The organism is Aeromonas sp. RU39B, assembly GCF_900156095.1.
GTDB lineage: Bacteria > Pseudomonadota > Gammaproteobacteria > Enterobacterales > Aeromonadaceae > Aeromonas.
In genome coordinates this window covers 125300-148203 of sequence record NZ_FTMJ01000011.1, presented here as the reverse complement: position 1 = coordinate 148203, position 22904 = coordinate 125300, and the positions used below count along the sequence as shown (strand labels likewise).

The following is a 22904-nucleotide window of genomic DNA, read 5'->3' as shown; positions in this document are numbered from 1 at the left end:
CATGACCGGCGGTGGCTTCGGCGGCTGCATCGTGGCCCTGCTGCGCCCGGAGAAAGTGGACGAAGTAATTGCTGCGGTCAACGCCGAATACCCGGCCCGCTTTGGTCTGGCCGCCGACTGCTACGTCTGCCACGCCAGCGAAGGGGCAGGAAAGATCTGACCATGGCTCACTTTACCTTGCAAAACAAGGCAGGCCTGCGCCTCGAAGGGATCACCTTCGGGGCCACCCTGACCAGTCTGACACTCCCCGTTCAGGGGCAGCGTCGTGAGGTGTTGCTGGGGTGTCCGCTGGATGCTTATCCAAGTCAGGAAGTCTGGATGGGAGCCATCGCCGGCCGTTTTGCCAATCGCATCGGACAAGCCCGTCTCGAGCACGATGGCCAGAGCTGGCAGCTGGATGCCAATCAGGCGCCCAACTGCCTGCACGGTGGTCGCCACGGCTTTCATCGCCGCGAGTGGTCCATCGCTGATCAGCACGAAGATCGGATCTTGCTGACTCTGCTTTCCGAAGAGGGCGATCAGGGCTTCCCCGGCACCTTGGAAGTAGAGCTGGAATACCGTCTGGAACAGTTGGATCTGGTGATTGAGTGCCGCGCGGTGACCAGTCGGCCAACGCCGGTCAGCATCACCAGCCACGCCTACTTCAATCTCGATGGTCAAGGGGATGTGCGCCAGCACCGCGTTACGCTGCGGGCCGATCGCTACCTGCCCACCTCCAGCGAAAGCCTGCCACTGTCAGCTTCTGTCGTGGAAGGGGTGTTTGACCTGCGCAATGAACGTGTACTGCAAGAGGGCTGGGGCAGCCATCCGCAGCAGGTGCAGGCTAAAGGCTATGACCATGCGTTTCTCAATGCTGCCGCTCCCGGTGAGTGGCTGGCGCGGGTGACCTCTGCCGACAGCCAGTTGGTGATGGAGATGTATACCAATCAGCCATCAGTGCAGCTCTATACCGGCAATTGGCTGGCTGGCACGCCACGCCGAGAGGGCGGAACCTATGCCGACTACGCCGGTCTCTGCCTTGAGGCGCAGCAGGTCCCGGATAGCCCCAACCGTCCCGAACTCGGTAATCCGTGGCTGGCCCCTGGAGAGCGTTATCACCACCAGACCCGCTACCGATTTATGCCAGCTTAATCTCGTTGTCATCATTTAGTCGTGGTATTGGCAAGACTGTTGCAGCAACATAAGCGCGCCCCGGAATATCCGGGGCGTATTGTCTTCCCATGGACCTGGATTCTTGCATGACTGAACACTACACCCTGCTGGTCGCCTTTATCCTCGGCATTGTCGAAGGATTGACCGAATTTTTGCCGGTATCGTCCACCGGTCACATGATCATCGTTGGCCATCTGCTTGGCTTTGAAGGCGACAAGGCCGCGACCTTCGAGGTTCTGGTCCAGTTGGGCTCTATCCTCGCTGTGGTGGTGGTGTTTTGGCGCCGCATGTTTGGACTGATCGGCATCCATTTCGGCCGGCCGGTCGAAAACGCCCACGGCTCCCTGACGCTCGGCCATATTCTGATTGCCATGGTACCTGCTGTAATTCTGGGCTTTTTGGTGCACGATTTTCTCAAGGCGCACCTGTTTGGACCCGAGACCGTGATGTGGGCACTGGTGGCCGGTGGCATCCTGCTGCTAATTGCCGAGTGGCGCCGCCCGCCGGTACGCTCTGAAACCCTGGATGACATCACTTACCGGCAAGCGCTCGGTATTGGCCTGTTCCAGTGCTGCGCCTTGTGGCCCGGCTTCTCGCGCTCCGGCTCGACCATCAGTGGTGGTATGTTGCTGGGTATCAGCCGTCAGGCTGCCGCCGAGTTCTCCTTCATCCTTGCGGTGCCCATGATGCTGGGCGCTTCCGGTCTGGATCTCTACAAGAGCTGGCATCAACTGTCGCTGTCTGATCTACCCATGTTTGCCGTCGGTTTTGTAACGGCGTTTGTGGTGGCCATGCTGGCTATCAAGACCTTCCTGACCCTGATCCGCCGCTTTAGCTTCGTGCCGTTTGCCATCTACCGCTTTATCGTCGCCTTCGCGGTCTATCTGCTGTTTGTGGCCTGATCCCACTCTTGGTTAAGACAAAAACCGGCGTCATGCCGGTTTTTTGTTTATGTAAGGTCATCTGACTGCGGCCGTTGGTATTCACCGAGGCAGGCGGTCAGCTCTGCCCCCAGCAATACCACCAACCAGCTGAGATAGACCCAGACAAACAGGATAGGAATGGTAGCCAGCGCACCATAAATGGCCTGATAGGTTGGAATATGGGTGATGTAAAGCGCAAAGCCTCGCTTGGCCAGCTCAAACAAAATTGCCGCGAGCAAAGCCCCAGCAAGAGCATGCATTACTTTGACCCTACAGGTCGGCACCACGGTATAGACCAGCCAGAAGGCCAATACCGAGAGCAGAAACGGCAGTAGCCGCAGTAACAGATAGCCGAGGCCAAACAGCATCTCCGGCGCCAACAGCCGCAACGAGAGAATGTAAGAGCTCACCGCAATGCTGGTGCCCACCAGAATCGGCCCCAGCGTCAGAATCATCCAGTACATGGCAAACGCCTGCCCGAGTGGACGCCCGCGCCGGGTGCGCCAGATGTAGTTCAGGTTTTTGTCGATAGCCGAGATGAGCAGCAGTGCTACCACCACCAGAGCCCCAATCCCGACTGCCGTGGTGTTGCGGGCATTGGCCACAAATCCGTTCACATAGGCCTGCACCAACTCACCGGCTGCCGGCACTAGGTTGTGATAAACAAATTGCTCGAGCGTGCGCTTGACCTGCCGGAACACCGGAAAGGCCGACATGATGCCAAACACCACCGCCACCAGTGGCACCAACGAGAGCAAGGTGACATAGGCCAGGTAACCGGCCGTGACGGTAAGCCGGTCCTGCTGGAATCGCGCCCAGACAAATTCGGCAAAGGGACGTCCGTCCCGCTGCAACAAGCAGAGAAGATGTGACCACATCCTGCGTGGGTGCACCGGCATGAATCCTCCTGACCAGAGTGATGCTGCGGTTATTGTGTCAGAGCCCGAACAACGCTGCAAAAAACGAAGGGGACCCGAAGGTCCCCTTGCTGAGTAGCAGATGGATGCTTACTCTTCGCGGCCGCGACCGGCACGCTTACGATCCAGTTCGGTCAACAGCTTCTTACGAACACGGATACTCTTCGGCGTAACTTCAACCAGCTCGTCATCATCGATAAACTCGAGCGCCTGCTCCAGAGTCATCTTGATCGGGGTGGTCAGCACGATGGCTTCGTCTGTACCGGAAGCACGCATGTTGGTCAGCTGCTTGCCCTTCAGGCAGTTTACAGTCAGGTCGTTGGAACGGGTGTGGATACCGATGACCTGGCCTTCGTACACTTCAGTGGCGTGACCGATCATCAGACGGCCGCGCTCCTGCAGGTTGAACAGGGCGAAGCCCAGAGCCTTACCGGTGGCGTTGGCGATCAGCACACCGTTCTGACGCTGACCGATGGTACCGCCGCGGAACTCACCGTAGTGATCGAAGGTGTGGTAGAGCAGACCAGTACCGGAGGTCAGGGTCATGAACTCGGTCTGGAAGCCGATCAGGCCACGGGCCGGGATGATGTAGTCCAGACGTACGCGACCCTTGCCATCCGGCACCATGTCACGCAGCTCGGCCTTACGGTCACCCAGCTTCTCCATCACAGAGCCTTGGTTTTGCTCTTCGATGTCGACGGTCAGGGTTTCCATCGGTTCCATCTTCACGCCGTTCTCTTCGCGCAGAATAACTTCCGGACGGGAAACGGCCAGCTCATAACCTTCACGACGCATGTTTTCGATCAGGATGCCCAGGTGCAGTTCACCACGGCCAGAAACACGGAACTTGTCCGGATCTTCGGTATCTTCCACACGCAGTGCAACGTTGTGCACCAGCTCCTGCTCGAGACGCTCACGGATGTTACGGGAGGTCACGAACTTGCCTTCTTTACCGGCGAACGGAGAGGTGTTGACCTGGAAGGTCATGGTCACGGTCGGTTCATCAACGGAGAGCGGCGGCAGCGCTTCAACAGCAGCGTTGGAGCAGATGGTGTCAGAGATCTTCAGCTCGCCCAGACCGGTGATAGCAATGATGTCACCGGCTTGCGCGTCGGTGGTCTCTTTGCGCTCGAGGCCGAGGTAACCCAGCACTTGGCCAACCTTGCCAGTGCGAGCCTTGCCATCACGAGCAATCACGGTGACAGACATGTTCGGCTTAACGATACCGCGCTTGACGCGGCCGATACCGATAACACCTACATAGGAGTTGTAGTCCAGCTGGGAGATCTGCATCTGGAACTCACCGGTCGGGTCCGCATCCGGAGCAGCAACGTGGTCAACGATGGCTTGGAACAGCGGGGTCATGTCGTCGGCCAGATTGTCCGCTTCCATACCGGCAATACCATTCAGGGCAGAGGCGTAAACGATCGGGAAGTCGAGCTGTTCGTCGGTCGCACCCAGGTTGTCGAACAGATCGAAGACCTGATCGATAACCCAGTCAGGGCGGGCCCCCGGGCGGTCCACCTTGTTGACGACCACGATCGGCTTGAGACCGTGGGCAAACGCCTTCTGGGTTACGAAACGGGTCTGCGGCATCGGGCCATCAACGGCATCCACCAGCAGCAGCACCGAATCCACCATGGAGAGCACACGCTCTACCTCACCACCGAAGTCGGCGTGACCCGGGGTATCAACGATGTTGATACGGTAGTCGTTCCAGCGGATCGCTGTGTTCTTGGCGAGAATGGTGATGCCACGTTCCTTTTCCAGGTCATTGGAGTCCATGACCCGTTCCTGGCCTTCACTGCCACGATCCAGGGTACCGGACTGCTGCAGCAGCTTGTCCACCAGCGTGGTCTTGCCATGGTCAACGTGCGCAATAATCGCAATATTGCGGAGTTTTTCTAACATTCTCGCCTCAAATCACCGGGTAAAATTGGGCGCTAATTGTACTCCTGTGTTTGTGATCTATCTAGCAGAATCGCAGAAACCGATCAGAGTTCCTCTCCCGCAATCAGTCATATTTCCGTGCTATCAGATTAGGTATACTCCTAAAGAACCAGTATGCACTTCTTTGGTGCACCAAAATGATCCAGAAATGTTCATTTTTGGTGCTTGATGGAATGATTTGCCCCGTCAGTGAGCAGACTGCTCCGCGGTGAGGCACATCAAATCAGCATTTAAGAGAATTGGCACGATACTGGCTTATGTGAAATGGACACGCATTCACCCGCAAGAGTTTTAAACACCGGAGGTTATTCAGATGTCAGCCCAGAACGTTTTGGACCTGATCAAGGAACACGAAGTCAAGTTTGTTGACCTGCGCTTTACCGACACCAAGGGTAAGGAGCAACACGTCTCTATCCCCTCTCACCAGGTCGACGAAGATTTCTTCGAAGACGGCAAGATGTTCGATGGCTCCTCCATCGCGGGCTGGAAAGGCATCAACGAATCCGACATGGTGCTGATGCCGGATGCCTCCACCGCCAAGCTTGACCCGTTTGCCGAAGAAGCCACTCTGAATATCGTCTGTGACGTACTCGAGCCGGCCACCATGCAGGGTTACGACCGTGACCCGCGCTCCATCGCTAACCGCGCTGAAGCCTTCCTGAAGTCCTCCGGCATCGCCGATACCGTTCTGTTCGGACCGGAACCCGAGTTCTTCATGTTCGACAACATTCGCTTTGCCAGCACCATGGGCCACACCTTCGTGAAAATCGAAGCTGAAGAGGCTGCTTGGAACTCCGGCACCGAATACGAGCACGGTAACAAGGGCCACCGTCCGTTCGTGAAGGGTGGTTACTTCCCGGTTGCTCCGGTTGACTCCGCTCAGGACATCCGTGCTGCTATGTGCTTGATCCTGGAAGAGATGGGTCAAGTCGTTGAAGCCCACCACCACGAAGTGGCCACTGCCGGTCAGAACGAGATCGCGACTCGCTTCAACACCCTGACCAAGAAGGCTGACGAAGTACAGGTTCTGAAGTACGTGATCCACAACGTGGCCCACGCCTACAACAAGACCGTCACCTTCATGCCGAAGCCGATGTTCGGTGATAACGGCTCTGGCATGCACTGCCACCAATCCCTGGCCAAGGACGGTGTGAACCTGTTCGCAGGCGACCTGTACGGTGGTCTGTCTGAAATGGCGCTGTTCTACATCGGCGGTATCATCAAGCACGCCAAGGCAATCAACGCCTTCGCCAACCCGTCCACCAACTCTTACAAGCGTCTGGTTCCGGGTTACGAAGCGCCGGTTATGCTGGCTTACTCTGCCCGTAACCGCTCCGCCTCCATCCGTATCCCGGTAGTTCCGAGCCCGAAGGGTCGCCGTATCGAAGTTCGCTTCCCGGATCCGGCTGCCAACCCGTACCTGGCTTTTGCAGCTCAGCTGATGGCCGGTCTGGACGGTATCATCAACAAGATCCATCCGGGCGATGCCATGGACAAGAACCTCTACGATCTGCCGGCTGAAGAAGCTGCCGAGATCCCAACCGTAGCTGGCTCTCTGGACGAAGCCCTGGCCGCTCTGGACGCAGACCGCGAGTTCCTGACCCGTGGTGGCGTGTTCAGCGACGACTTCATCGACGCCTATCTGGAACTGAAGCAAGTAGACGTGGATCGCGTACGCATGACCCCGCACCCGGTTGAGTTCGAACTGTACTACTCCGTATAAGTTCGCACTTCGCTTGAAAACCCGCCCTCAGTGGCGGGTTTTTTATTGCCGCTCTGTTAGGCTTGGATCGGGTCGCCATTGAGGACTTACCATGCTATGTGTGCCGCTCACCTTGCTGGCTCTGCTGCCGCTCTCCCTGATGGATCAGGGGGTCTATCGGTGGACAGACCCACAGGGAGTGAGTCACTACTCGGATCAACGCCCCTCGGGCGCGCAACCTCATCAGGTCATCGAGGTAACCCCGTCTCCAGCAGTCACCAGCCCTAATCTGGTGCATCCCTCTCACCTGATACCTGCAAACAGCCAGCCTGAAACTCTCCCCGTCCCCCTGCCATTAACCCTGATCGCCCCGCAACAGGGCAGTACTGTGCGTGATAATCAGGGCCATGTCCGCGTCGCCGTTCGCCCCCCTAAAACCTCACTCCCACCGTTCGACATGCAGGTTTATCTCGATGGCCGAGTGCGAGAGAAAATCCATAATCAGTTGGTTTTTCAGATGGAAAACGTCGATCGCGGCGCTCATCAGCTGTCTGTCGAACTGCTTCGTGAGGACGGTACGATCCTTGCAAAATCATCCCCAGTTACCTTCTACCTGCACCGCGCGCACCTCAAGCAAGCCCCAGCCAAGCAACCTTAGGGTGAGCAAGGGTGAATTGATGCACCAATGCAGGTAGACTGATCGCACTATATTAGTGCAAAGCACCGTTTTAGGGAGAAGACTGTGCCCAGCAGCGCCGACCAAGCCCGGGTTGTCCTCGACAACCTGCTCACAGCCGTCATTCTGATCGATGACAAGCTGTGCATTCATTACGTCAATCCGGCCGCCGAGCAGCTGCTCTCCCAGAGCGAGCGGCGTCTCATAGGCCTGGAGTTGCCCCAACTGCTGGAGCACATCTCCCTCGACCTGCTACGGCTGCGGCAAGGGCTCACCTCCGGCCAGGGTTTTACCGACAACGAGGTGACCCTGGTCGTTGAGGGCGAACCGCGTTTGGTTGAACTGAGCGCTACCCCACTCGCCGACCATGAGCAGCGGCTGATGCTGGTTGAGCTGCGCAAAATCGATCAGCAGAAGAAGATCAGTCAGGAGCTGCAGCAACATGCCCAGCAGCAGGCCGCCAAAGAGCTGGTGCGCGGTCTGGCCCACGAGATCAAAAACCCACTCGGTGGCCTGCGCGGCGCGGCTCAACTGCTGCAAAAAGAGCTGCCGGATCAGGGATTACGTGAATACACCAGCATCATCATCGAGCAAGCCGACCGCCTGCGTCTGCTGGTTGATCGCCTGCTCGGCCCACAGCGCCCCGGCCGTCATCAGGTGCATAACGTTCACTCGGTGCTGGAGCAGGTGCGCCGTCTGGTAGAGCTGGAACTCCCCTCCGGCGTCACCATTGACCGTGACTACGACCCCAGCATTCCTGACTTCGAAATGGAGCCAGATCAGCTGCAGCAGGCGTTTCTCAACATTGTACGTAACGCCGCCGAAGCGCTGCAGGGACATGGGCATATTCGTCTGCGCACTCGCACCGTCTTTCAGATCACCATCCACGGCCAGCGTTACCGTTTGGCCGCAGAGATAAAAATCATCGACAACGGGCCGGGCATCCCGGAGAGCATTCGTGACACCCTGTTCTACCCCATGGTGACCGGCAAGGAAGGTGGCACCGGATTGGGCCTCTCCATCGCCCAGAACCTGATTGACCAGCATAAAGGCCGTATCGAATGCATCAGCTGGCCGGGTCATACCGAATTCTCCATTTATCTACCGCTTCGCAAATAAGGACACACCATGACAGCCAAGGTATGGATCGTTGACGATGACAGTTCGATTCGCTGGGTGCTGGAACGGGCACTCAGCAGTGAGGGAATGATCTGCGAGTCCTTCAGCGAAGGGGAAAGTCTGCTGATTGCACTGGAAACCCGCAGCCCGGACGTCATCCTCTCCGACATCCGCATGCCGGGACTGGACGGTCTCAGCCTGCTCGACCAGATCCATCTGCTGCAGCCCGATCTGCCGGTCATCATCATGACCGCCCATTCCGATCTCGACAGTGCGGTCAATGCCTATCAGCGCGGCGCCTTTGAATACTTGCCCAAGCCGTTTGATATCGACGAGGCGGTCGCGCTGGTGCGCCGCGCCGACAATCATCTCAAGGAGCAGCGCAGCAAGCGCAAGGTCAAACAGCTGGAGAGTGACAGCACGCCGGAGATTATCGGTGAAGCGCCAGCTATGCAGGAGGTGTTTCGCGCCATCGGCCGTTTGTCGCGCTCCAGCATTTCGGTGCTGATTAACGGCCAGAGCGGCACAGGGAAGGAGCTGGTCGCGCATGCGCTGCATCGTCACAGCCCGCGCTCGCACAAACCGTTTATCGCCCTCAACATGGCGGCGATTCCAAAAGATCTGATTGAGTCAGAGTTATTCGGTCATGAAAAAGGAGCCTTCACCGGCGCCAACAACATCCGTCATGGCCGCTTCGAGCAAGCCAACGGCGGCACCCTGTTTCTCGATGAAATCGGGGACATGCCGATCGACGTGCAAACTCGGCTGCTGCGGGTATTGGCCGACGGCCAGTTCTATCGGGTCGGTGGTCATCAACCGGTACAGGTGGATGTGCGGATCATTGCCGCGACCCACCAGAATCTGGAAAAGCGCGTCTCTGACGGGGATTTCCGGGAAGATCTGTTCCACCGCCTCAACGTCATCCGCATCCATATTCCGCCACTGCGCGAACGGCGCGAAGACATTCCGCAGCTGGCCCGCCACTTTCTGATGCGAGCGGCCAAGGAGCTCAACGTCGATCCCAAGAGCCTGCATGCCGACACCGAGGTGTATCTGAGCCGGCTGCCTTGGCCCGGCAACGTGCGTCAACTGGAGAACGTCTGCCGCTGGTTGACGGTGATGGCGTCAGGTCAAGAGGTACTGGTGTCCGACCTGCCCTCCGAGATGCTCAGCCCACCTGAGAGCACGCCGGAGCCGCGTGAACCAACCATGGCTGGCAACTGGCAAGAGCTGCTGCAAAACTGGGTGGCCACCCGGTTAGCCCGCGGCGAAGTGGACATCCTCTCGGATGCCCTGCCGCAGTTTGAGAGGATCATGCTGGAAACGGCACTGGAGCACACCCACGGCCACAAACAGGAAGCGGCGCGCTTGTTGGGTTGGGGTCGTAACACCCTGACTCGCAAGCTCAAAGAGCTGAACATGATGAATATCTAGTTGCCGAAGTTGCGGGCCTTAAGCCGGAAGGCACTGTCCCGCGACGAGGGCTCCAGGGTGCGGCACAGCGCCAATCCTTGCAGCCCGCGCTCGATATAGTCCGGCGAGAGACCAAGGCGCATACCGCTGCTGCGATAGAGCGCCTTGTCTTTGAGTTCAAAGCGCTCGCCACCGATCAGCAATCCCCGACGCTCGGCGCTTTTCTCCTGCCACACCAGCGGATAATAGGCCTTACTGACCACAGTCCCGCCACGACACCCTTCGCGCCAGGTTGCTTCACTGCCTACCAGCGGCAGGCTGATCTCGCGCCATGATCCATCTTCAAATTCGACCCGATAACGTGACTCGAGCAAATCACAGCCACCGAGCAACAACAGGGATATCCACCAGCAACGACGCACTCAGCTCCCCCTTTCTTTGGCAAAAGGGCAGCATAAAACAGGCTGCTGAGTGTTGCATCAGCAGCCTGTCGCGTCAGATCACAGTTCAGAACAAGAATTAATCGAGCAGAAAGGAGATCTCATCAAGCGAGCTCAGCTCAACATCTGGCAACTGGGCCGGCAGGGGTTGTTGTTCACAATTGAGCCAAGCCACCCGCAAACCATGCTGACGGCTACCAAGCAGATCGGTGCGGGGATGATCGCCCACATGCAGCACCCGACTGGCCGGCAGAGCCAGCGCCGTCAGTGCGGCGGAGAAGAGATCGCCGTGTGGTTTCATACGCAGGCCGTCGCCGGCCCGGAACACATGACGGAAATAGCCACAGAGCCCGGCCCACTCCAGATCCAGATTACCGTTGGTAATGGCCACCAGCGGATAACGCTCGGCCAGCGACGCCAACAGTTGATGCGTGGCTGGCGCAACCTCCACCTCGGAGCGCACCGCCATAAACAGGGTAAACACCTTGTCGGCCTCTTCGCCGGCTTGCGCGGCGGCCATTCCGCCACGCATCAGACCAAGCTGCAACAGGCGACGGCGGCACAGGCTGACATCGTGCGCCAAATGCGGCTCAGCCTGCAGCAATTCACGCTTGAGCACTGCCCACAAACCCGCGTCGAGCATGGCCGTTTCGAGGTATTGGCTGCGCATATACTCGACCATCCAGGCTTCGGCCCGAGCCATGGTCGGCCGGTTGTCATAGAGGGTGTCATCGAGGTCGAACGAAAGGGCTTCAACCGGTTGCCAGCGGCGATAGAAACGCATGCAGTCTCCTACTCATCCTCATCGTGGCTGCGCTTCGCCCGTGGATGAGCCTGGTCATACACCTTGGCCAGGTGCTGGAAATCAAGATGGGTATAGATTTGGGTCGTCGCCAGATTGGCGTGCCCCAGCAGCTCCTGCACCGCCCGCAAATCACCGGATGACTCCAGCATATGGGTGGCAAAGCTGTGGCGCAATTTGTGGGGATGAACATGGGCGTTCAGCGCCTGCCGATTACCCCACTGCGCCAGGCGCTGCTCAACCGCACGGGCGGTGATACGGCGCCGCTGCTTGGAGACAAACAGGGCAGTCTCTTCAGGCGGCGCCAGCGTCGGCCGCAAAGCCAGCCACTTAGCCAGCCATTCAATGGCCATCCGGCCAACCGGCAGCACCCGTTCACGGTTGCCTTTACCGGTCACCCGAACCTGGCGCTCATCGAGTTTGAGATCATGCAGATCGAGCCCGACCAGCTCGGAGAGGCGCAGCCCGCTCGAATAGAACAGCTCCATCATGGCGCGATCACGCACCGCCAACGGATCCTGTTCATCGATCGCCAGCAGCTGATAGACCTGATCCACATCGAGATTCTTGGGCAGTGGTCGCCCTTGCTTGGGCGCCTGCACGCCGCGCGCCGGATTGGCCGCGAGCCGCCCCCGGCGCACCAGCCAGTCACACAGGCTGCGCAGGGCTGAGAGTTTGGCAGAGAGGGTGCGCGGTTGCAGTCCCTCCTTGTGCAGACGAGCCAGCAGGCTGCGCACCTGGGAGGGTTCAACCTGTGACCAGTCATTGATGCCGAGCTCGCCGATACGCAAGGCCAACTGCTCGAGATGACGCAGATAGTTGCTGCGGGTGTGAGCACTCAGCTGGCGCTCAACCCGCAGGAACTCAATAAACGCCTCGATATCGGCCTGCAGGGCCGGCGCAATCTCAGTCACGCAACAACTCTGGCAGTCGCAGTTGCAGCAATCGACCCAGTTGCTCCAGCAGCAGGGTGTCGTTGTGCGGGGTAAAGTGGCTCGGGTCGGCACTGGCAAAGGCCAGCAGACCGGCATCACCCACTCGCAGCAGCGCCACCGAGTTGACCAGCACATCCTGACCAAACAGCCACTGCCGCTCGCCCTGGCTCAGCCGCCCCTGATAACAGGTCATGCCTGGCAGGCGGGTCGTCTGCAGGGTTTCCAGACTCAGCGTATCGGCCAGAAACAGCCGTTCCCCCTCTCGCAGCGCCACATGGCGCGGATTGAGCCACAGCCGCACAGCGCTCAGGCGCAGTTGCTGCACAAAAGCGCGAGCCAGCAAGCGGCTCAAATCGAACAGGTTGTGACAGGCAAACAGCTCGACATAGATCTCGGCAAACACCCGGAACAGCCGCTCATTCTGCGCGGCCATCCCCATCAGCTCGGAAATCTCTTGCTCAAGCTGATCGATCCGCTCGCGCTGTCGGTCGAGTTGCAGCTCGACCAGAGAAATAGCCCCCTTGCGCGGATGAGGCAGACGCACCCGATCCAGCAACAGGGCGTGGCGCAGGAAAAATTCCGGATAACGGGCCAGATACTCCAGTACCTGGCTCTCGTCGATATCACGTTCCTGCAATCTGGGTTCGGTCATAGCTCAATCTGTCCGTCAAACACATGCTCGGCCGGGCCGGTCATAAATACCGGGCTCCCCGCACCTTTCCAAGCAATCATCAGATCGCCGCCGGGCAGCGAGACCTTAACCCGATCGCGCAGCTTGCCCTGACTCATGCCAATCACAGCGGCAGCGCAGGCGCCGGTACCGCACGCCAGAGTTTCGCCAACCCCGCGCTCGAACACCCGCAGCTTCACCTCACCAGCGTTAACGATCTGCATAAAGCCGACGTTGACTCGCTCCGGAAAGCGCTCGTGGCGCTCCAGTAGCGGACCCAGCGTTTCTACCTGCGCCTCGGCCACCGAAGGGACTTCCAGCACGCAGTGCGGATTCCCCATCGAGACCGCGCCACACATGATGGTGTGCTCGGCAGCCCGCAACAGGTAGGTCTTCTCGGCCTTCTGCGCCCGAAACGGGATACGGCCCGGCTCAAACTGGGGCACCCCCATGTTGACGGTGACCTGATTGCCCTGCTCCAGCTGCAGAATAATCTTGCCGCGCGCCGTACTGACCGCGATACGGTCTTTGTTGGTCAGCCCTTTGAGGCGCACAAAACGGGCAAAGCAGCGAGCCCCGTTGCCGCACTGCTCCACTTCGGAGCCGTCAGCATTGAAGATGCGGTAGTGAAAATCCTGCTCCGGATCGTAAGGCGGCTCGACCAGCAACAGCTGATCGAAGCCAATTCCGAAGTGGCGGTCCGCTAAGCGCTTGATCACCTCGTTGCTCAGAAACACCTTCTGGGTGATACCATCGATCACCATAAAGTCGTTTCCGAGCCCGTGCATCTTGGAAAACTCTAGCAACATGAATGCGTTACCTGCTTATTGGGGCAGTATATGTTCACCCTGCCACAACTGTTCGAGCCGTTCGCGCTCGCGCACCAGATGGGCGCGGTCGCCATCGACCAGCACTTCGGCGGCGCGCGGGCGGGTGTTGTAATTGGAAGACATGGCAAAACCATAGGCGCCGGCCGAACGCACGGCCAGCAGTGAGCCTGCTGCGATCGCCAGCTCGCGCTCCTTGCCCAGGAAGTCGCCGGTTTCGCACACCGGGCCCACTACGTCATACACGGCGCGCGGATGAGATGCGCGGCTGTCCACTTCGATGATGTTCATCCAGGCGCTGTAAAGCGAGGGGCGCAGCAGGTCATTCATACCGGCATCAATAAGGGCAAAATTGCGCGCTTCACCCGGCTTGAGATATTCGACCCGGGTCAGCAACACACCCGCATTGGCCACAATGGCACGACCCGGTTCAAACAACAGGGTCAGATTACGGCCAGCCAGCTTCTGCTTGAGGGCTGTGGCATAGTCGCTCGGATGAGGCGGCTGCTCCTCACCGTAGTTCACGCCCAAGCCACCACCCACATCCAGGTGATGAATATGGATACCGTCAGCGGCCAGGCCATCGATCAGACGCAGCAGTTTATCGGTGGCCTCCATAAAGGGAGCCAGCTCGGTCAGTTGCGATCCGATATGGCAATCCACCCCCTTGATGACGATGTTGGCCATGGCGGCCGCCTTGCGGTAGATCGCCGGTGCCAACTCGATGGGGATACCGAATTTGTTCTGCTTGAGGCCTGTCGAGATATAGGGGTGAGTACCGGCATCAATATCCGGGTTGACCCGCACCGATACCGGGGCCACGCGGCCCATCTCACCGGCAACGCGATTCAGGCGCTCCAGTTCGGCTTCTGATTCGAGGTTGAAGCAGAAGATCTCCTTCTCCAGCGCAAAGCGCATCTCCTCCTCGCTCTTGCCAACCCCGGAGAAGACCACTTTGTGCGGATCGCCACCAGCGGCCAGCACACGGGCCAGTTCGCCACCCGATACGATGTCGAAACCAGATCCGAGTCTGGCCAGCACATTGAGTACCGCCAGATTGGAGTTAGCCTTGACGGCGTAGCAGATGAGATGGGGAATGTCGCCCGCGGCCTGATCAAAGGCGCGCCAGTGGCGCTCCAGCGTGGCACGGGAATAGACATAAAGCGGCGTGCCGTAAGTGGCGGCAAGATCGGCCAGTTGGCACTGTTCAGCCTTCAGCTGTCCGTCGGCATCATAATTGAAGTGATCCAAGGGGGAGGTTCCTTCCTGGTTTACTGCTGCGTGGCTCCGCTAGCCGGTTTCTCTGCCGGAGTGGGCTGGGCACTGGGTTGCGCGGTCGGTTGCTCCGGCGGCGGCATATAAAGCGGCCCCTTGAGCCCGCAGGCGGTCAGTCCCAAACAGAGAAACATGGCCACAAGGCCCTTGGCGAGCTGGATTGTCATAAAGGTTCGCTGTGAAAATAATCTCGGCCCTCTATAATCGCACTCACATCGTTAAAAGCAACAGGACAAACCGATGAAGGATCACGAGTATCACGCCTTGGTTGACGCCTTTTTCCAGTACGTGGAAGACACCATCGATGAGAGCTATCCGGATATCGACTGTGAACGAGCAGGCGGCATCCTGACCCTGGTCTTTGAAAACAAAACCAAGGTGATTCTGAACAAACAAGAGCCGCTGCATCAGATCTGGGTCGCCACCCGCGAAAACGGCTATCACTTCGAGCTGCAAGGCGAGCAGTGGACAGACAACCGCTTCGGTCTCGAGATCAAGGCGCTGTTGGGCAAGGCTTGTAGCGATCAATCCGGCGAGCCGGTCACGTTCCCATGATTGACCTGCATCCGGCGGGAGCCCGCCATGCCATCATCTGGCTACACGGACTCGGTGACTCGGGCGCCGGACTGGCTCCGCTGGTCGATGCGCTCGATCTACCCGAGGCATTGCCGATTCGCCACCTGCTCCCCACCGCACCCGAGCGCCCTGTCACCATCAATCAGGGATTCAAGCTGCGCGCCTGGTACGATATCGAGAGCTTCTCCGATGTCACCCGCCGCGCCATCGAGCCCCATGTTCGTGACAGCTCAGCTAAAATTGCTGCCCTGATCGAGCAGCTCATCGCCGAGGGTTTTGCTGCCGAGCGCATTGTGTTGGCGGGTTTCTCCCAAGGCGGCGTGATCGCCTCGTTCACCGCTCTGCGCTTGCCGCAGCGCTTGGCTGGCTTGCTCTGCCTGTCTACCTATCTGGCAGCCCCAGATAAGCTGATGAGCGAGATCAGCGATGCAGCCCGAGCAACGCCTGTGTGTTACATGCATGGTCTCTACGATGACGTGGTGCCACTGTCTCTCGGTTGGGAAGCCAAGACACGACTGGGGCAGTTTGGTTTTGCGCCAGAGTGGCACGAGTATCCCATGCGCCACGAGATCTGCTTGCCACAACTGGCTGATATGCGAGCCTGGTTGCTGGCTCGACTGGCTGACTAACTTCTTGAAAAGCAAGGGCCCGCAGATGCGGGCCCTTTCATTTTGTGCTGGTCTGCCTAACCCACTTCCCGGGTCTGGCCCTGACTGCGATAAGGTATCACCTGAGTGTCCCCCGCCAGGGTGATGATTTCGTAGAACTGGGGCAGGTTGAAATTGCTGAACTGACCTTCGCTGGCACCGCTTTCAAGACTGGAGGTATAGAAGCGATTAACGCCCTGCACCAGTTCGTCCTTATTGCCGGAGAAGTGCTGGTAAGTCTCGACCCGGTTCGCCTCATCCAGAATATAGATGTTGAAGCCCGTTCCCTGATTTTCGAAGAAGAACTGCACCAAGCCTTCGCTGGCATAAGCATCAACAATGGCCGGCAGGTGGCGGCTGTGAGTCTTGTCCAGACGCAGCGGCAGGCGGTCGAGCTTGTTGTGCGAAATGTGGCGGTAAAAATCGACCGCGTTTTCCAGCTTCTTGACCGAGACACCACGGCGCTCGAAGAAGATGCCATATTTCTCACGGCCCAGCGCCAGCGTCTTGACCAGCCGCGGCTTGTCGCGGGAGAGACGCAAGTCGATACACTCACCGAGCAGATGCTGGAAGCGCGAACGCACCAGCGCCCGGAAGTGTTGGCTGTAGCAGAACACCTCGATCCGCTCGGGCGCCACCGCATCCTGATGCATCTTGCCAAGAATGGTGGTGAGCGCATCCACCACGGCGTCGTCGCCGCGAAAATGCAGGGTACGAATTTCGCTCCAGGAGTTGCGATAAACCAGATCGACCGTGCCGACCAGGCACTCCTGATTGCGCCCGAATGAGAACACATCCGCCGCGTTGGCATCAAACTCGATCACCTGCCCAACCCAGTGGCTGGTGGGGTCCACTTCCAGATTAAGGAAGATGGCCAGTTGGCGGATCTCGCAGGGCCGACTCAGCGCCAGATTGCTGGCGGAGGGGTACTTGACCGGGAAGGTGGCCGACAGATCACGGCAGAACTGGTGCAGGTTGTCGATGTGCAGGTCAGAATCCTGATTGAACAGGTGCACCCGGCTCTGCGGCGTCATCAGACCGTTGAAATAGCTCCAGGAGACCAGCTTGCTGATATAGCTGTTGTACTCCAGCGGCGCCCGACCAATGATGTCGATCGGGTCTAACGAATATTTGTAGAGATACCAGCCGGCCCGATTCAAGCGGCCATGCGGCACCTGGATAAAGCTAAGATCACTCTCGCCAAGATCGGGAGCAATCTTCAGATTGATGCGCTGCACCTTGCCCGGCAGGCTCTCGAAGGCCGCGTAAAGCTTGCGCGACAGGATGCCGATATCTTCCGGGTTGATCGATTCGCTGATGTGGTTACGACGGGCAAACTGGATGAGATTGCGATAACTCTGCATCAGCGCATCAAGCAGCTCGGCATAGGCGACCTTGACCTCTTCCACTTTCCAACTGCTGCGCCGATCCAGATGGCGAATCTTCTCGTCACTCCAACCCCAATAAGAGACCAGCTGCACCAGTTGCTCGCGGCGCCATACCGGGCCATGGTCGCTGAGCCCATCACAGACCTTGAGATAGAAGCAGCGACGCACCAAGTCGAGGCGCTTCATATCACCGATCGATTTGAGGTAATTGGTGACCTTGTCGAGCATCAGGCAGTAGGCATCAAGGCGATAGCTCATGCCGTCATTATTCTGGAACCAGCGTTTACCTTCGACCGAGAGCAGACGGGTATCCGGATACTCGTGGGAGTAGGCCTCCATCAGCACCGTCTTGAGCACGGCCTTGTAGGGCGAGTCGATCCCCTTGTAGAGCTGCCACAGCGCCGAGCCGAAATACTCTTCGGCCGGAATACGGTCAAACGATCCCAGATCGAGCCACTCTTCGCGAGTCAGCTTGCCGTGATTGAACAGGCCAGCCACGTACCCTTCGTAGTGCTCGTCATATTCGAGCGGCACCAGATACCAGAGCAGACGTTTGCCCGCCATACGCATGGCGCTACGGTAGAACTCATCGAGCAGCAGCATATGCTGGGCACTGCCACAGCTTTCGCCCTGCATCTCGGCACTGTTTTGCTGGCGGAATTTGTCTTCCGGGATCAGGAAAAAGTTGAGCTCGACACCGCGCTGTTCGGCCCATCGTGAGAGCAGCAAACATTTGTGATCCAGCAGCTCAAGACGGCCAGCATCAATGTCAGCGGCATGGAATACCCAGATGTCGAGATCGGAATGGCAGCACTGTCCGAGCGAGGAGGTGCTACCCATGGTGTAGAGACCAAGAATGGCGCGATCACTGGTCGACAAACCGCCGTGGCAATTAGCGGTCAGGCACACATCATCGATAAAGGCTTGCTGCTCGTCGTTGGGGACGAAGCTCCAAATGCCGTGCGGCACTTCGCCCGACACATAACCAGGCAGCAATGGGTGATTAAAATGCAGCAGAACAGGAAGCAGATGAAACACCTGCTGCCCATAGCGACTCATGATGCCCAACGCCCGTTCGGTTTTGAGCTGATTCAGCTCGTCATAACGCCGAACGAGTGTTTCCAGATTTGCGAGCAAGGACCTGCCTTTTTCTGCTAGACAAATGACGTCCACAAGGGGTGATCGTCAACAAACTGTGATCATGGTAACAACGCAATTCATGGTGGTAAACAGACCGGTCAGGGTTCGTCGCAATATTTCTGGAAACAGCTCAGACCAGTTTCATGGGAAATCTTTTTTCTCAATGAATATCAATTGGTTAAACATTGATTTCTGGTTTTTATTTTTTTTATCAAAAAGGAGATTTCGGACCGGATCGCGCTTTTCCCGACTCGCCCATGAAAGCCTGCACAAAGGGTGATAAGATCCCGAGCCATTACAAAATCATGCAACAGATTGATATGGCTGCGAGAATCCTGAGAATCGCCACCCGCAAGAGTCCTTTGGCCCTGTGGCAGGCCAACTACGTGAAGGATCGGCTGGAAGCGCTCCACAGTGGACTGGTGGTTGAACTGGTGCCCATGAGCACACAGGGCGACAAGATTCTCGATACTCCGCTCGCCAAAGTGGGTGGAAAAGGCTTGTTTGTCAAAGAGCTGGAAGCCGCCATGCTGGAAGGTCGCGCTGACATCGCGGTCCATTCCATGAAGGACGTGCCTGTCGAATTCCCGGAAGGTCTCGGCCTGCACACCATCTGCGAGCGTGAAGATCCGCGTGATGCGTTTGTCTCCAATCATTTCGCCAATCTTGATGCCCTGCCCCGCGGCGCCATTGTTGGCACCTCCAGCCTGCGTCGTCAGTGCCAGTTGCGGGAAAAACGACCGGATCTGGTGGTGCGCGACCTGCGCGGTAACGTCAACACCCGCCTTGCCAAGCTCGACGCCGGTGATTATGACGCCATCATTCTGGCGGCCGCTGGCCTGATGCGCCTGCAACTTAACCATCGCATTACCGCCATTATCGAGCCGGAGCAGAGCCTGCCCGCCAACGGTCAGGGCGCCGTCGGCATCGAATGCCGTCTCGATGATGAAGAGATCAAAGCGCTGCTGGCGCCGTTGGAACATACAGAAACCCGGCTGCGGGTGCTGACCGAACGCGCCATGAACCGGGCGCTACAAGGTGGCTGCCAGGTGCCTATCGGTGCTTACGCTCTGGTGCAGGGTGACCAGCTCTGGTTGCGCGGACTGGTGGGCAGCCCGGACGGCAGTCAGGTGATCCGCGATGAGCTGCGCGGCCCACTCGATCAGGGTGAGGCGCTTGGCCAAGCACTGGCGCAGCGCCTGCTGGATGCCGGAGCCGACACCATTTTGCGCGAGGTGTACGGCGCATGAGGCCGCTGGTGGTGCGTCCTCGCCTTCAGGCTGAGCAGCTGGCTTCCCGGTTGCAGCAAGCGGGCCACCACCCCATTGTTCACCCCCTTATCGAATTGCAGCCCGGCCCCGGGCTGATCACCGTGCCCCAACAACTGACACAGGCTGACTGCGTGATCGCCGTCAGCCAGCATGCCGTCCAGTTTGCGCAGGATTATCTGTTGCAAACGGGTCTTAACTGGCCGCATATTGATTATTTTGCTGTAGGTGAAGCGAGCGCCAAGCTCTGGCTGGACGTGGGATTGACGGTGACATGGCCAGGCGATCCGCGTAGTGAAGGCCTGCTGGCGCTGCCGGCTCTGCAGCAGGTCGCAGATCGGCGCATCCTGATCCTGCGTGGCACTCAGGGGCGTGAACTCATCGCCGATGCCTTGCGCCAACGCGGTGCCACGGTAGAGTATTGCGCCACCTATGTACGTCACTACCCATCCCAGGATGGCGTAGCGTTATGCCAGCACTGGCGTGCCGCCGGGCTGGATAGCTTGCTGATAACCAGTGCCGAGCTGATGCAGACACTGGAGCAGACCATACCTCATTGCGATCGGGAGTGGTTACACCAACTCCCCATCATCGTACCCAGTCCACGGGTGGCCGCGTTGGCCAGCCAGACTGGTTTTGTCGATATAACAACGGCAAAGGGCGCCGACGACCGTGCCCTGCTGGAAGCACTGGAACAGAGGAATCATCCATGACCCAAGAAGAGAAACAGGCGCCGGACGCTGCGGCCGCCATTACTCCTCCTCCCGTCCAGTCTGCCGAGCCCGCACGGGCGGCAGACAAGACCTCTCAATCGCGTCAGTCGGGCCGTGGCGGGATCGTACTCGGTAGCATTGCTATCCTGCTGACGCTGGGCGCCAGTGGCTGGATGTATCTGCATGGCCACCAGCAAGCTTCACTGCAGCGTAGCGAGATGACGGAGATGAACACCCGTCTGGCTGAGGCACTGTCCCAGGTCAATAACCTGCAAAAAGCGCAGCAGCAGAGCCAGGGCGAATGGAGCAAGGGGCAGCAAAGCCTGCAGGACGAGATGAAGAACCTGCAAGGCAGAGTGCTCGATCTCAACGAGAAGCGCCCCAACGACTGGATGCTGGCCGAAGCCGAATATCTGGTCCGCATGGCCGGTCGCAAACTGTGGCTGGAGCATGATCTGGTGTCAGCCATCACCCTGCTCTCCAATGCTGACGAGCGGGTTGCCGCGCTCAATGACCCCAGTCTGATGGAAGTGCGCAAAGCGATGGCGGAAGACATTGCCAAGCTGAAAACTCTGCCAACGCTGGACCGCGAGGGGTTGACCCTCAAGATTGCCGCCTTGAGCGATCAGGTCGATCAACTGCCGATGAACGCCGTCGCCATGCCAGAAGCCGAGAAGCAGCCGGATCAAACCGTTAGCGAGACAGTGGATGACTGGCAAAGCAACCTGAAGAAGAACTGGGTGCACTTCACGGAAAACTTCATCACCATTCGTCGTCGTGATGGCGCTGTAGAGGCGCTGTTATCACCTCAGCAGGAGATCTACCTGCGTGAGAACCTCAAGACCAAGCTGCTGCAGGCCCAGCTCGCCGTCTATCGCGAGCAGCAAGAGCTCTATGCTGACAGCCTCGACAAAGCCAAGACCTGGACCCAGCAATATTTCGATCAAGATGACAGCGCCACTCGCTATGTGCTGAGCGAGATCGACAAGCTCAAGGGCGAACAGGTGAAATTTGACTACCCCGACCGTTTCCAGACCCAGGCCCTCCTTGAGCGGGTGCTCAACGATCGTCTGCAGCGCCTGTCTGCCGGACACTGAGAGGAGGCCTTATGGTTCGCATCATCATTCTAATCGCCGTCGTGGTAGCAGGCCTGGTTTTTGGCCCTGCGGCGGCCGGCAACAAGGGATACGTCCTGATTGCGCTTGGCAACTATACGGTTGAGAGCTCGGTCACCAGTCTCGCCATTCTCGCCGTACTGCTTTACGGCGTGCTGCTGCTGCTCGAGTGGCTGCTGGTTCGTCTGCTGCGCCTGCGTCGTAACACCGCAGGCTGGTTTGGTACCCGTCGCCGTAGCAAAGCCAAGCAGCAGACCATCGATGCCACGCTGGCGATGGCAGAAGGCCATTACCAGCAAGCCGAAAAACTGCTGGTCAAGAGTGCCCGTAACAGCGACACCCCACTGCTCAACTATTTAAGTGCCGCCAAGGCGGCCCAGGCCCGCGGTGACGAACAGCGTCGTGACGAATACCTGCAGCTGGCTCAGCAGGAAAATCCCAAGGCTGAACTGGCCTTGACCCTGACTCAGACTCAGCTGCAGATCGAGCAAGAGCAGTACGAACAGGCACTGGCGACCCTCGAGCCCATCTATGCGCTGCAGCCGCGCCACCCCATGGTGGTCGAACAGTTGGCACGGATTCGCCGCGCTCGCGCTGAGTGGGGTGGATTTATCGAGCTGCTGCCGGTGCTGCGCAAGTTGGGCCGTATCTCTGCCCAGCAAGAAGAGCAGATGCTGGAAGAAGCTTGGCAAGCCCGCCTCGATGCTGTGACTGATCGCCTCGATACGCTGCGTCCGGTCTGGCAAGAGATGCCACGCAAGTTGCGCCAACAGCCGGCCATGCTGCTGGCTTATGGCCGTCATCTGCGTGCCCTTGGTGCCGATAACGAAGCCGCCGAATTGTGGCTCGATGCGCTGCGCAAGCAGAACTCCCCGTTGCTGCTGGCCGAGCTGCCACGTCTCAAGCTAGCCGACTATCAGCCCATGCTGACCCAGCTGCGCAAGATGCAGGATCAGGACGGAGCCACCGCGGCGCTTGGCCACGTTGCTCTGCTGGCAGGCCAGCTGGACGAAGCTCAGACGCTGCTGGAGGCTCAGCTGGCCAAGCAGCCCACAGCCCAGATCTATCAAGGGTTGGGGCGCATCATGGAACAGCGCCGCCTGACCAACAAAGCCAACGAGTACTATCGGCTGGCTCTGGAGCTGGCGCTCGGCTAACGCAGTCAGTCCGGTTCACACAAAAGATTGAGGCCACCCCACGGGTGGCCTCTTTGCATGGTCTTGTTATCGACCGCTTGTATTCAGATTGTGCAATTC

Annotated in this window: 22 protein-coding genes and 1 pseudogene; 13 read left to right on the top strand and 10 right to left on the bottom strand. The window is 58.6% G+C overall.

Annotated features, from left to right (window positions below):
• The 3 genes and pseudogenes from BW958_RS15190 to bacA form a co-directional block, all read left to right on the top strand.
• Window positions 1-160 (top strand): annotated as a pseudogene (locus BW958_RS15190) (galactokinase); the annotation flags it as partial.
• 2 nt (window positions 161-162) lie between these two features.
• A complete protein-coding gene (locus BW958_RS15185) occupies window positions 163-1131 on the top strand; it encodes a galactose-1-epimerase (protein WP_076576600.1) in 969 nt (322 codons plus the stop codon).
• Window positions 1132-1238: 107 nt separating this feature from the next.
• On the top strand, window positions 1239-2054 hold the full coding sequence (gene bacA / locus BW958_RS15180; protein ID WP_076576599.1) for an undecaprenyl-diphosphate phosphatase: 816 nt from the start codon (window positions 1239-1241) through the stop codon (window positions 2052-2054).
• Between the two features lie 47 nt (window positions 2055-2101).
• Here bacA and BW958_RS15175 read toward each other — a convergent pair whose 3' ends face one another.
• Window positions 2102-2974 carry a virulence factor BrkB family protein gene (locus BW958_RS15175; RefSeq protein WP_076576598.1) on the bottom strand — a complete coding sequence of 291 codons (873 nt, stop codon included), beginning with the start codon at window positions 2972-2974 and terminating at the stop codon, window positions 2102-2104.
• 108 nt (window positions 2975-3082) lie between these two features.
• The gene (typA, locus tag BW958_RS15170; protein ID WP_076576597.1) at window positions 3083-4903 is read right to left on the bottom strand and encodes a translational GTPase TypA; all 1821 of its coding nucleotides are present in this window, start codon (window positions 4901-4903) and stop codon (window positions 3083-3085) included.
• Between the two features lie 352 nt (window positions 4904-5255).
• Here typA and glnA point away from each other — a divergent pair, with 352 nt between their 5' ends.
• The 4 genes from glnA (at window position 5256) to glnG (ending at window position 9873) form a co-directional block, all read left to right on the top strand.
• Entirely contained in the window at window positions 5256-6665 is a 1410-nt protein-coding gene (gene glnA, locus BW958_RS15165) for a glutamate--ammonia ligase (RefSeq protein WP_076576596.1), read from the top strand.
• Window positions 6666-6756: 91 nt separating this feature from the next.
• The gene (locus BW958_RS15160; RefSeq protein ID WP_076576595.1) at window positions 6757-7302 is read left to right on the top strand and encodes a DUF4124 domain-containing protein; all 546 of its coding nucleotides are present in this window, start codon (window positions 6757-6759) and stop codon (window positions 7300-7302) included.
• 84 nt (window positions 7303-7386) lie between these two features.
• Window positions 7387-8439, top strand: a complete 1053-nt coding sequence (gene glnL / locus BW958_RS15155; RefSeq protein WP_076576594.1) for a nitrogen regulation protein NR(II) — start codon at window positions 7387-7389, stop codon at window positions 8437-8439.
• Window positions 8440-8448: 9 nt separating this feature from the next.
• Window positions 8449-9873 carry a nitrogen regulation protein NR(I) gene (gene glnG, locus BW958_RS15150; RefSeq protein ID WP_076576593.1) on the top strand — a complete coding sequence of 475 codons (1425 nt, stop codon included), beginning with the start codon at window positions 8449-8451 and terminating at the stop codon, window positions 9871-9873.
• Here glnG and BW958_RS15145 read toward each other — a convergent pair.
• The 7 genes from BW958_RS15145 to BW958_RS15115 form a co-directional block, all read right to left on the bottom strand.
• Window positions 9870-10274: a hypothetical protein gene (locus BW958_RS15145; protein ID WP_076576592.1), complete on the bottom strand. Its 405-nt coding sequence runs from the start codon at window positions 10272-10274 to the stop codon at window positions 9870-9872. The two genes, glnG and BW958_RS15145, sit on opposite strands and share 4 nt — an antisense overlap.
• A gap of 97 nt (window positions 10275-10371) precedes the next feature.
• Window positions 10372-11076 (bottom strand): HAD-IA family hydrolase, encoded by a 705-nt coding sequence (locus tag BW958_RS15140; RefSeq protein WP_076576591.1) that lies wholly within the window; start codon window positions 11074-11076, stop codon window positions 10372-10374.
• A gap of 8 nt (window positions 11077-11084) precedes the next feature.
• Window positions 11085-12008 carry a tyrosine recombinase XerC gene (xerC, locus tag BW958_RS15135; protein ID WP_076576590.1) on the bottom strand — a complete coding sequence of 308 codons (924 nt, stop codon included), beginning with the start codon at window positions 12006-12008 and terminating at the stop codon, window positions 11085-11087.
• On the bottom strand, window positions 12001-12681 hold the full coding sequence (locus BW958_RS15130) for a DUF484 family protein (RefSeq protein ID WP_076576589.1): 681 nt from the start codon (window positions 12679-12681) through the stop codon (window positions 12001-12003). Before BW958_RS15130 ends, xerC begins: the two co-directional genes overlap by 8 nt.
• Complete coding sequence (dapF, locus tag BW958_RS15125) at window positions 12678-13508, bottom strand: diaminopimelate epimerase (protein ID WP_076576588.1); 831 nt, start codon at window positions 13506-13508, stop codon at window positions 12678-12680. The genes BW958_RS15130 and dapF overlap by 4 nt, the downstream gene beginning before the upstream one ends.
• Window positions 13509-13523: 15 nt before the next feature.
• Entirely contained in the window at window positions 13524-14777 is a 1254-nt protein-coding gene (lysA, locus tag BW958_RS15120) for a diaminopimelate decarboxylase (protein WP_076576587.1), read from the bottom strand.
• Between the two features lie 20 nt (window positions 14778-14797).
• Window positions 14798-14968, bottom strand: coding sequence for an LPS translocon maturation chaperone LptM (locus tag BW958_RS15115; protein WP_076576586.1), 171 nt, complete (start codon window positions 14966-14968; stop codon window positions 14798-14800).
• Window positions 14969-15041: 73 nt separating this feature from the next.
• Here BW958_RS15115 and cyaY point away from each other — a divergent pair, with 73 nt between their 5' ends.
• Window positions 15042-15356 (top strand): iron donor protein CyaY, encoded by a 315-nt coding sequence (gene cyaY / locus BW958_RS15110; RefSeq protein ID WP_076576585.1) that lies wholly within the window; start codon window positions 15042-15044, stop codon window positions 15354-15356.
• Entirely contained in the window at window positions 15353-16006 is a 654-nt protein-coding gene (locus BW958_RS15105) for an alpha/beta hydrolase (RefSeq protein ID WP_076576584.1), read from the top strand. The genes cyaY and BW958_RS15105 overlap by 4 nt, the downstream gene beginning before the upstream one ends.
• A gap of 56 nt (window positions 16007-16062) precedes the next feature.
• Here the strand turns inward: BW958_RS15105 and BW958_RS15100 are convergent, their stop codons facing one another.
• Window positions 16063-18549 (bottom strand): class I adenylate cyclase, encoded by a 2487-nt coding sequence (locus tag BW958_RS15100; RefSeq protein WP_076576583.1) that lies wholly within the window; start codon window positions 18547-18549, stop codon window positions 16063-16065.
• Between the two features lie 323 nt (window positions 18550-18872).
• Here BW958_RS15100 and hemC point away from each other — a divergent pair, with 323 nt between their 5' ends.
• From hemC to BW958_RS15080, 4 genes are read left to right on the top strand one after another with little or no spacing between them, the layout of a single operon-like run.
• Window positions 18873-19802, top strand: a complete 930-nt coding sequence (hemC, locus tag BW958_RS15095; protein WP_076576611.1) for a hydroxymethylbilane synthase — start codon at window positions 18873-18875, stop codon at window positions 19800-19802.
• Window positions 19799-20533: a uroporphyrinogen-III synthase gene (locus tag BW958_RS15090; RefSeq protein ID WP_076576582.1), complete on the top strand. Its 735-nt coding sequence runs from the start codon at window positions 19799-19801 to the stop codon at window positions 20531-20533. Before hemC ends, BW958_RS15090 begins: the two co-directional genes overlap by 4 nt.
• Window positions 20530-21630: a uroporphyrinogen-III C-methyltransferase gene (locus BW958_RS15085; RefSeq protein ID WP_076576581.1), complete on the top strand. Its 1101-nt coding sequence runs from the start codon at window positions 20530-20532 to the stop codon at window positions 21628-21630. The genes BW958_RS15090 and BW958_RS15085 overlap by 4 nt, the downstream gene beginning before the upstream one ends.
• An 11-nt stretch (window positions 21631-21641) precedes the next feature.
• Entirely contained in the window at window positions 21642-22805 is a 1164-nt protein-coding gene (locus tag BW958_RS15080; RefSeq protein ID WP_076576580.1) for a heme biosynthesis HemY N-terminal domain-containing protein, read from the top strand.
• Window positions 22806-22904 lie beyond the last annotated feature (99 nt).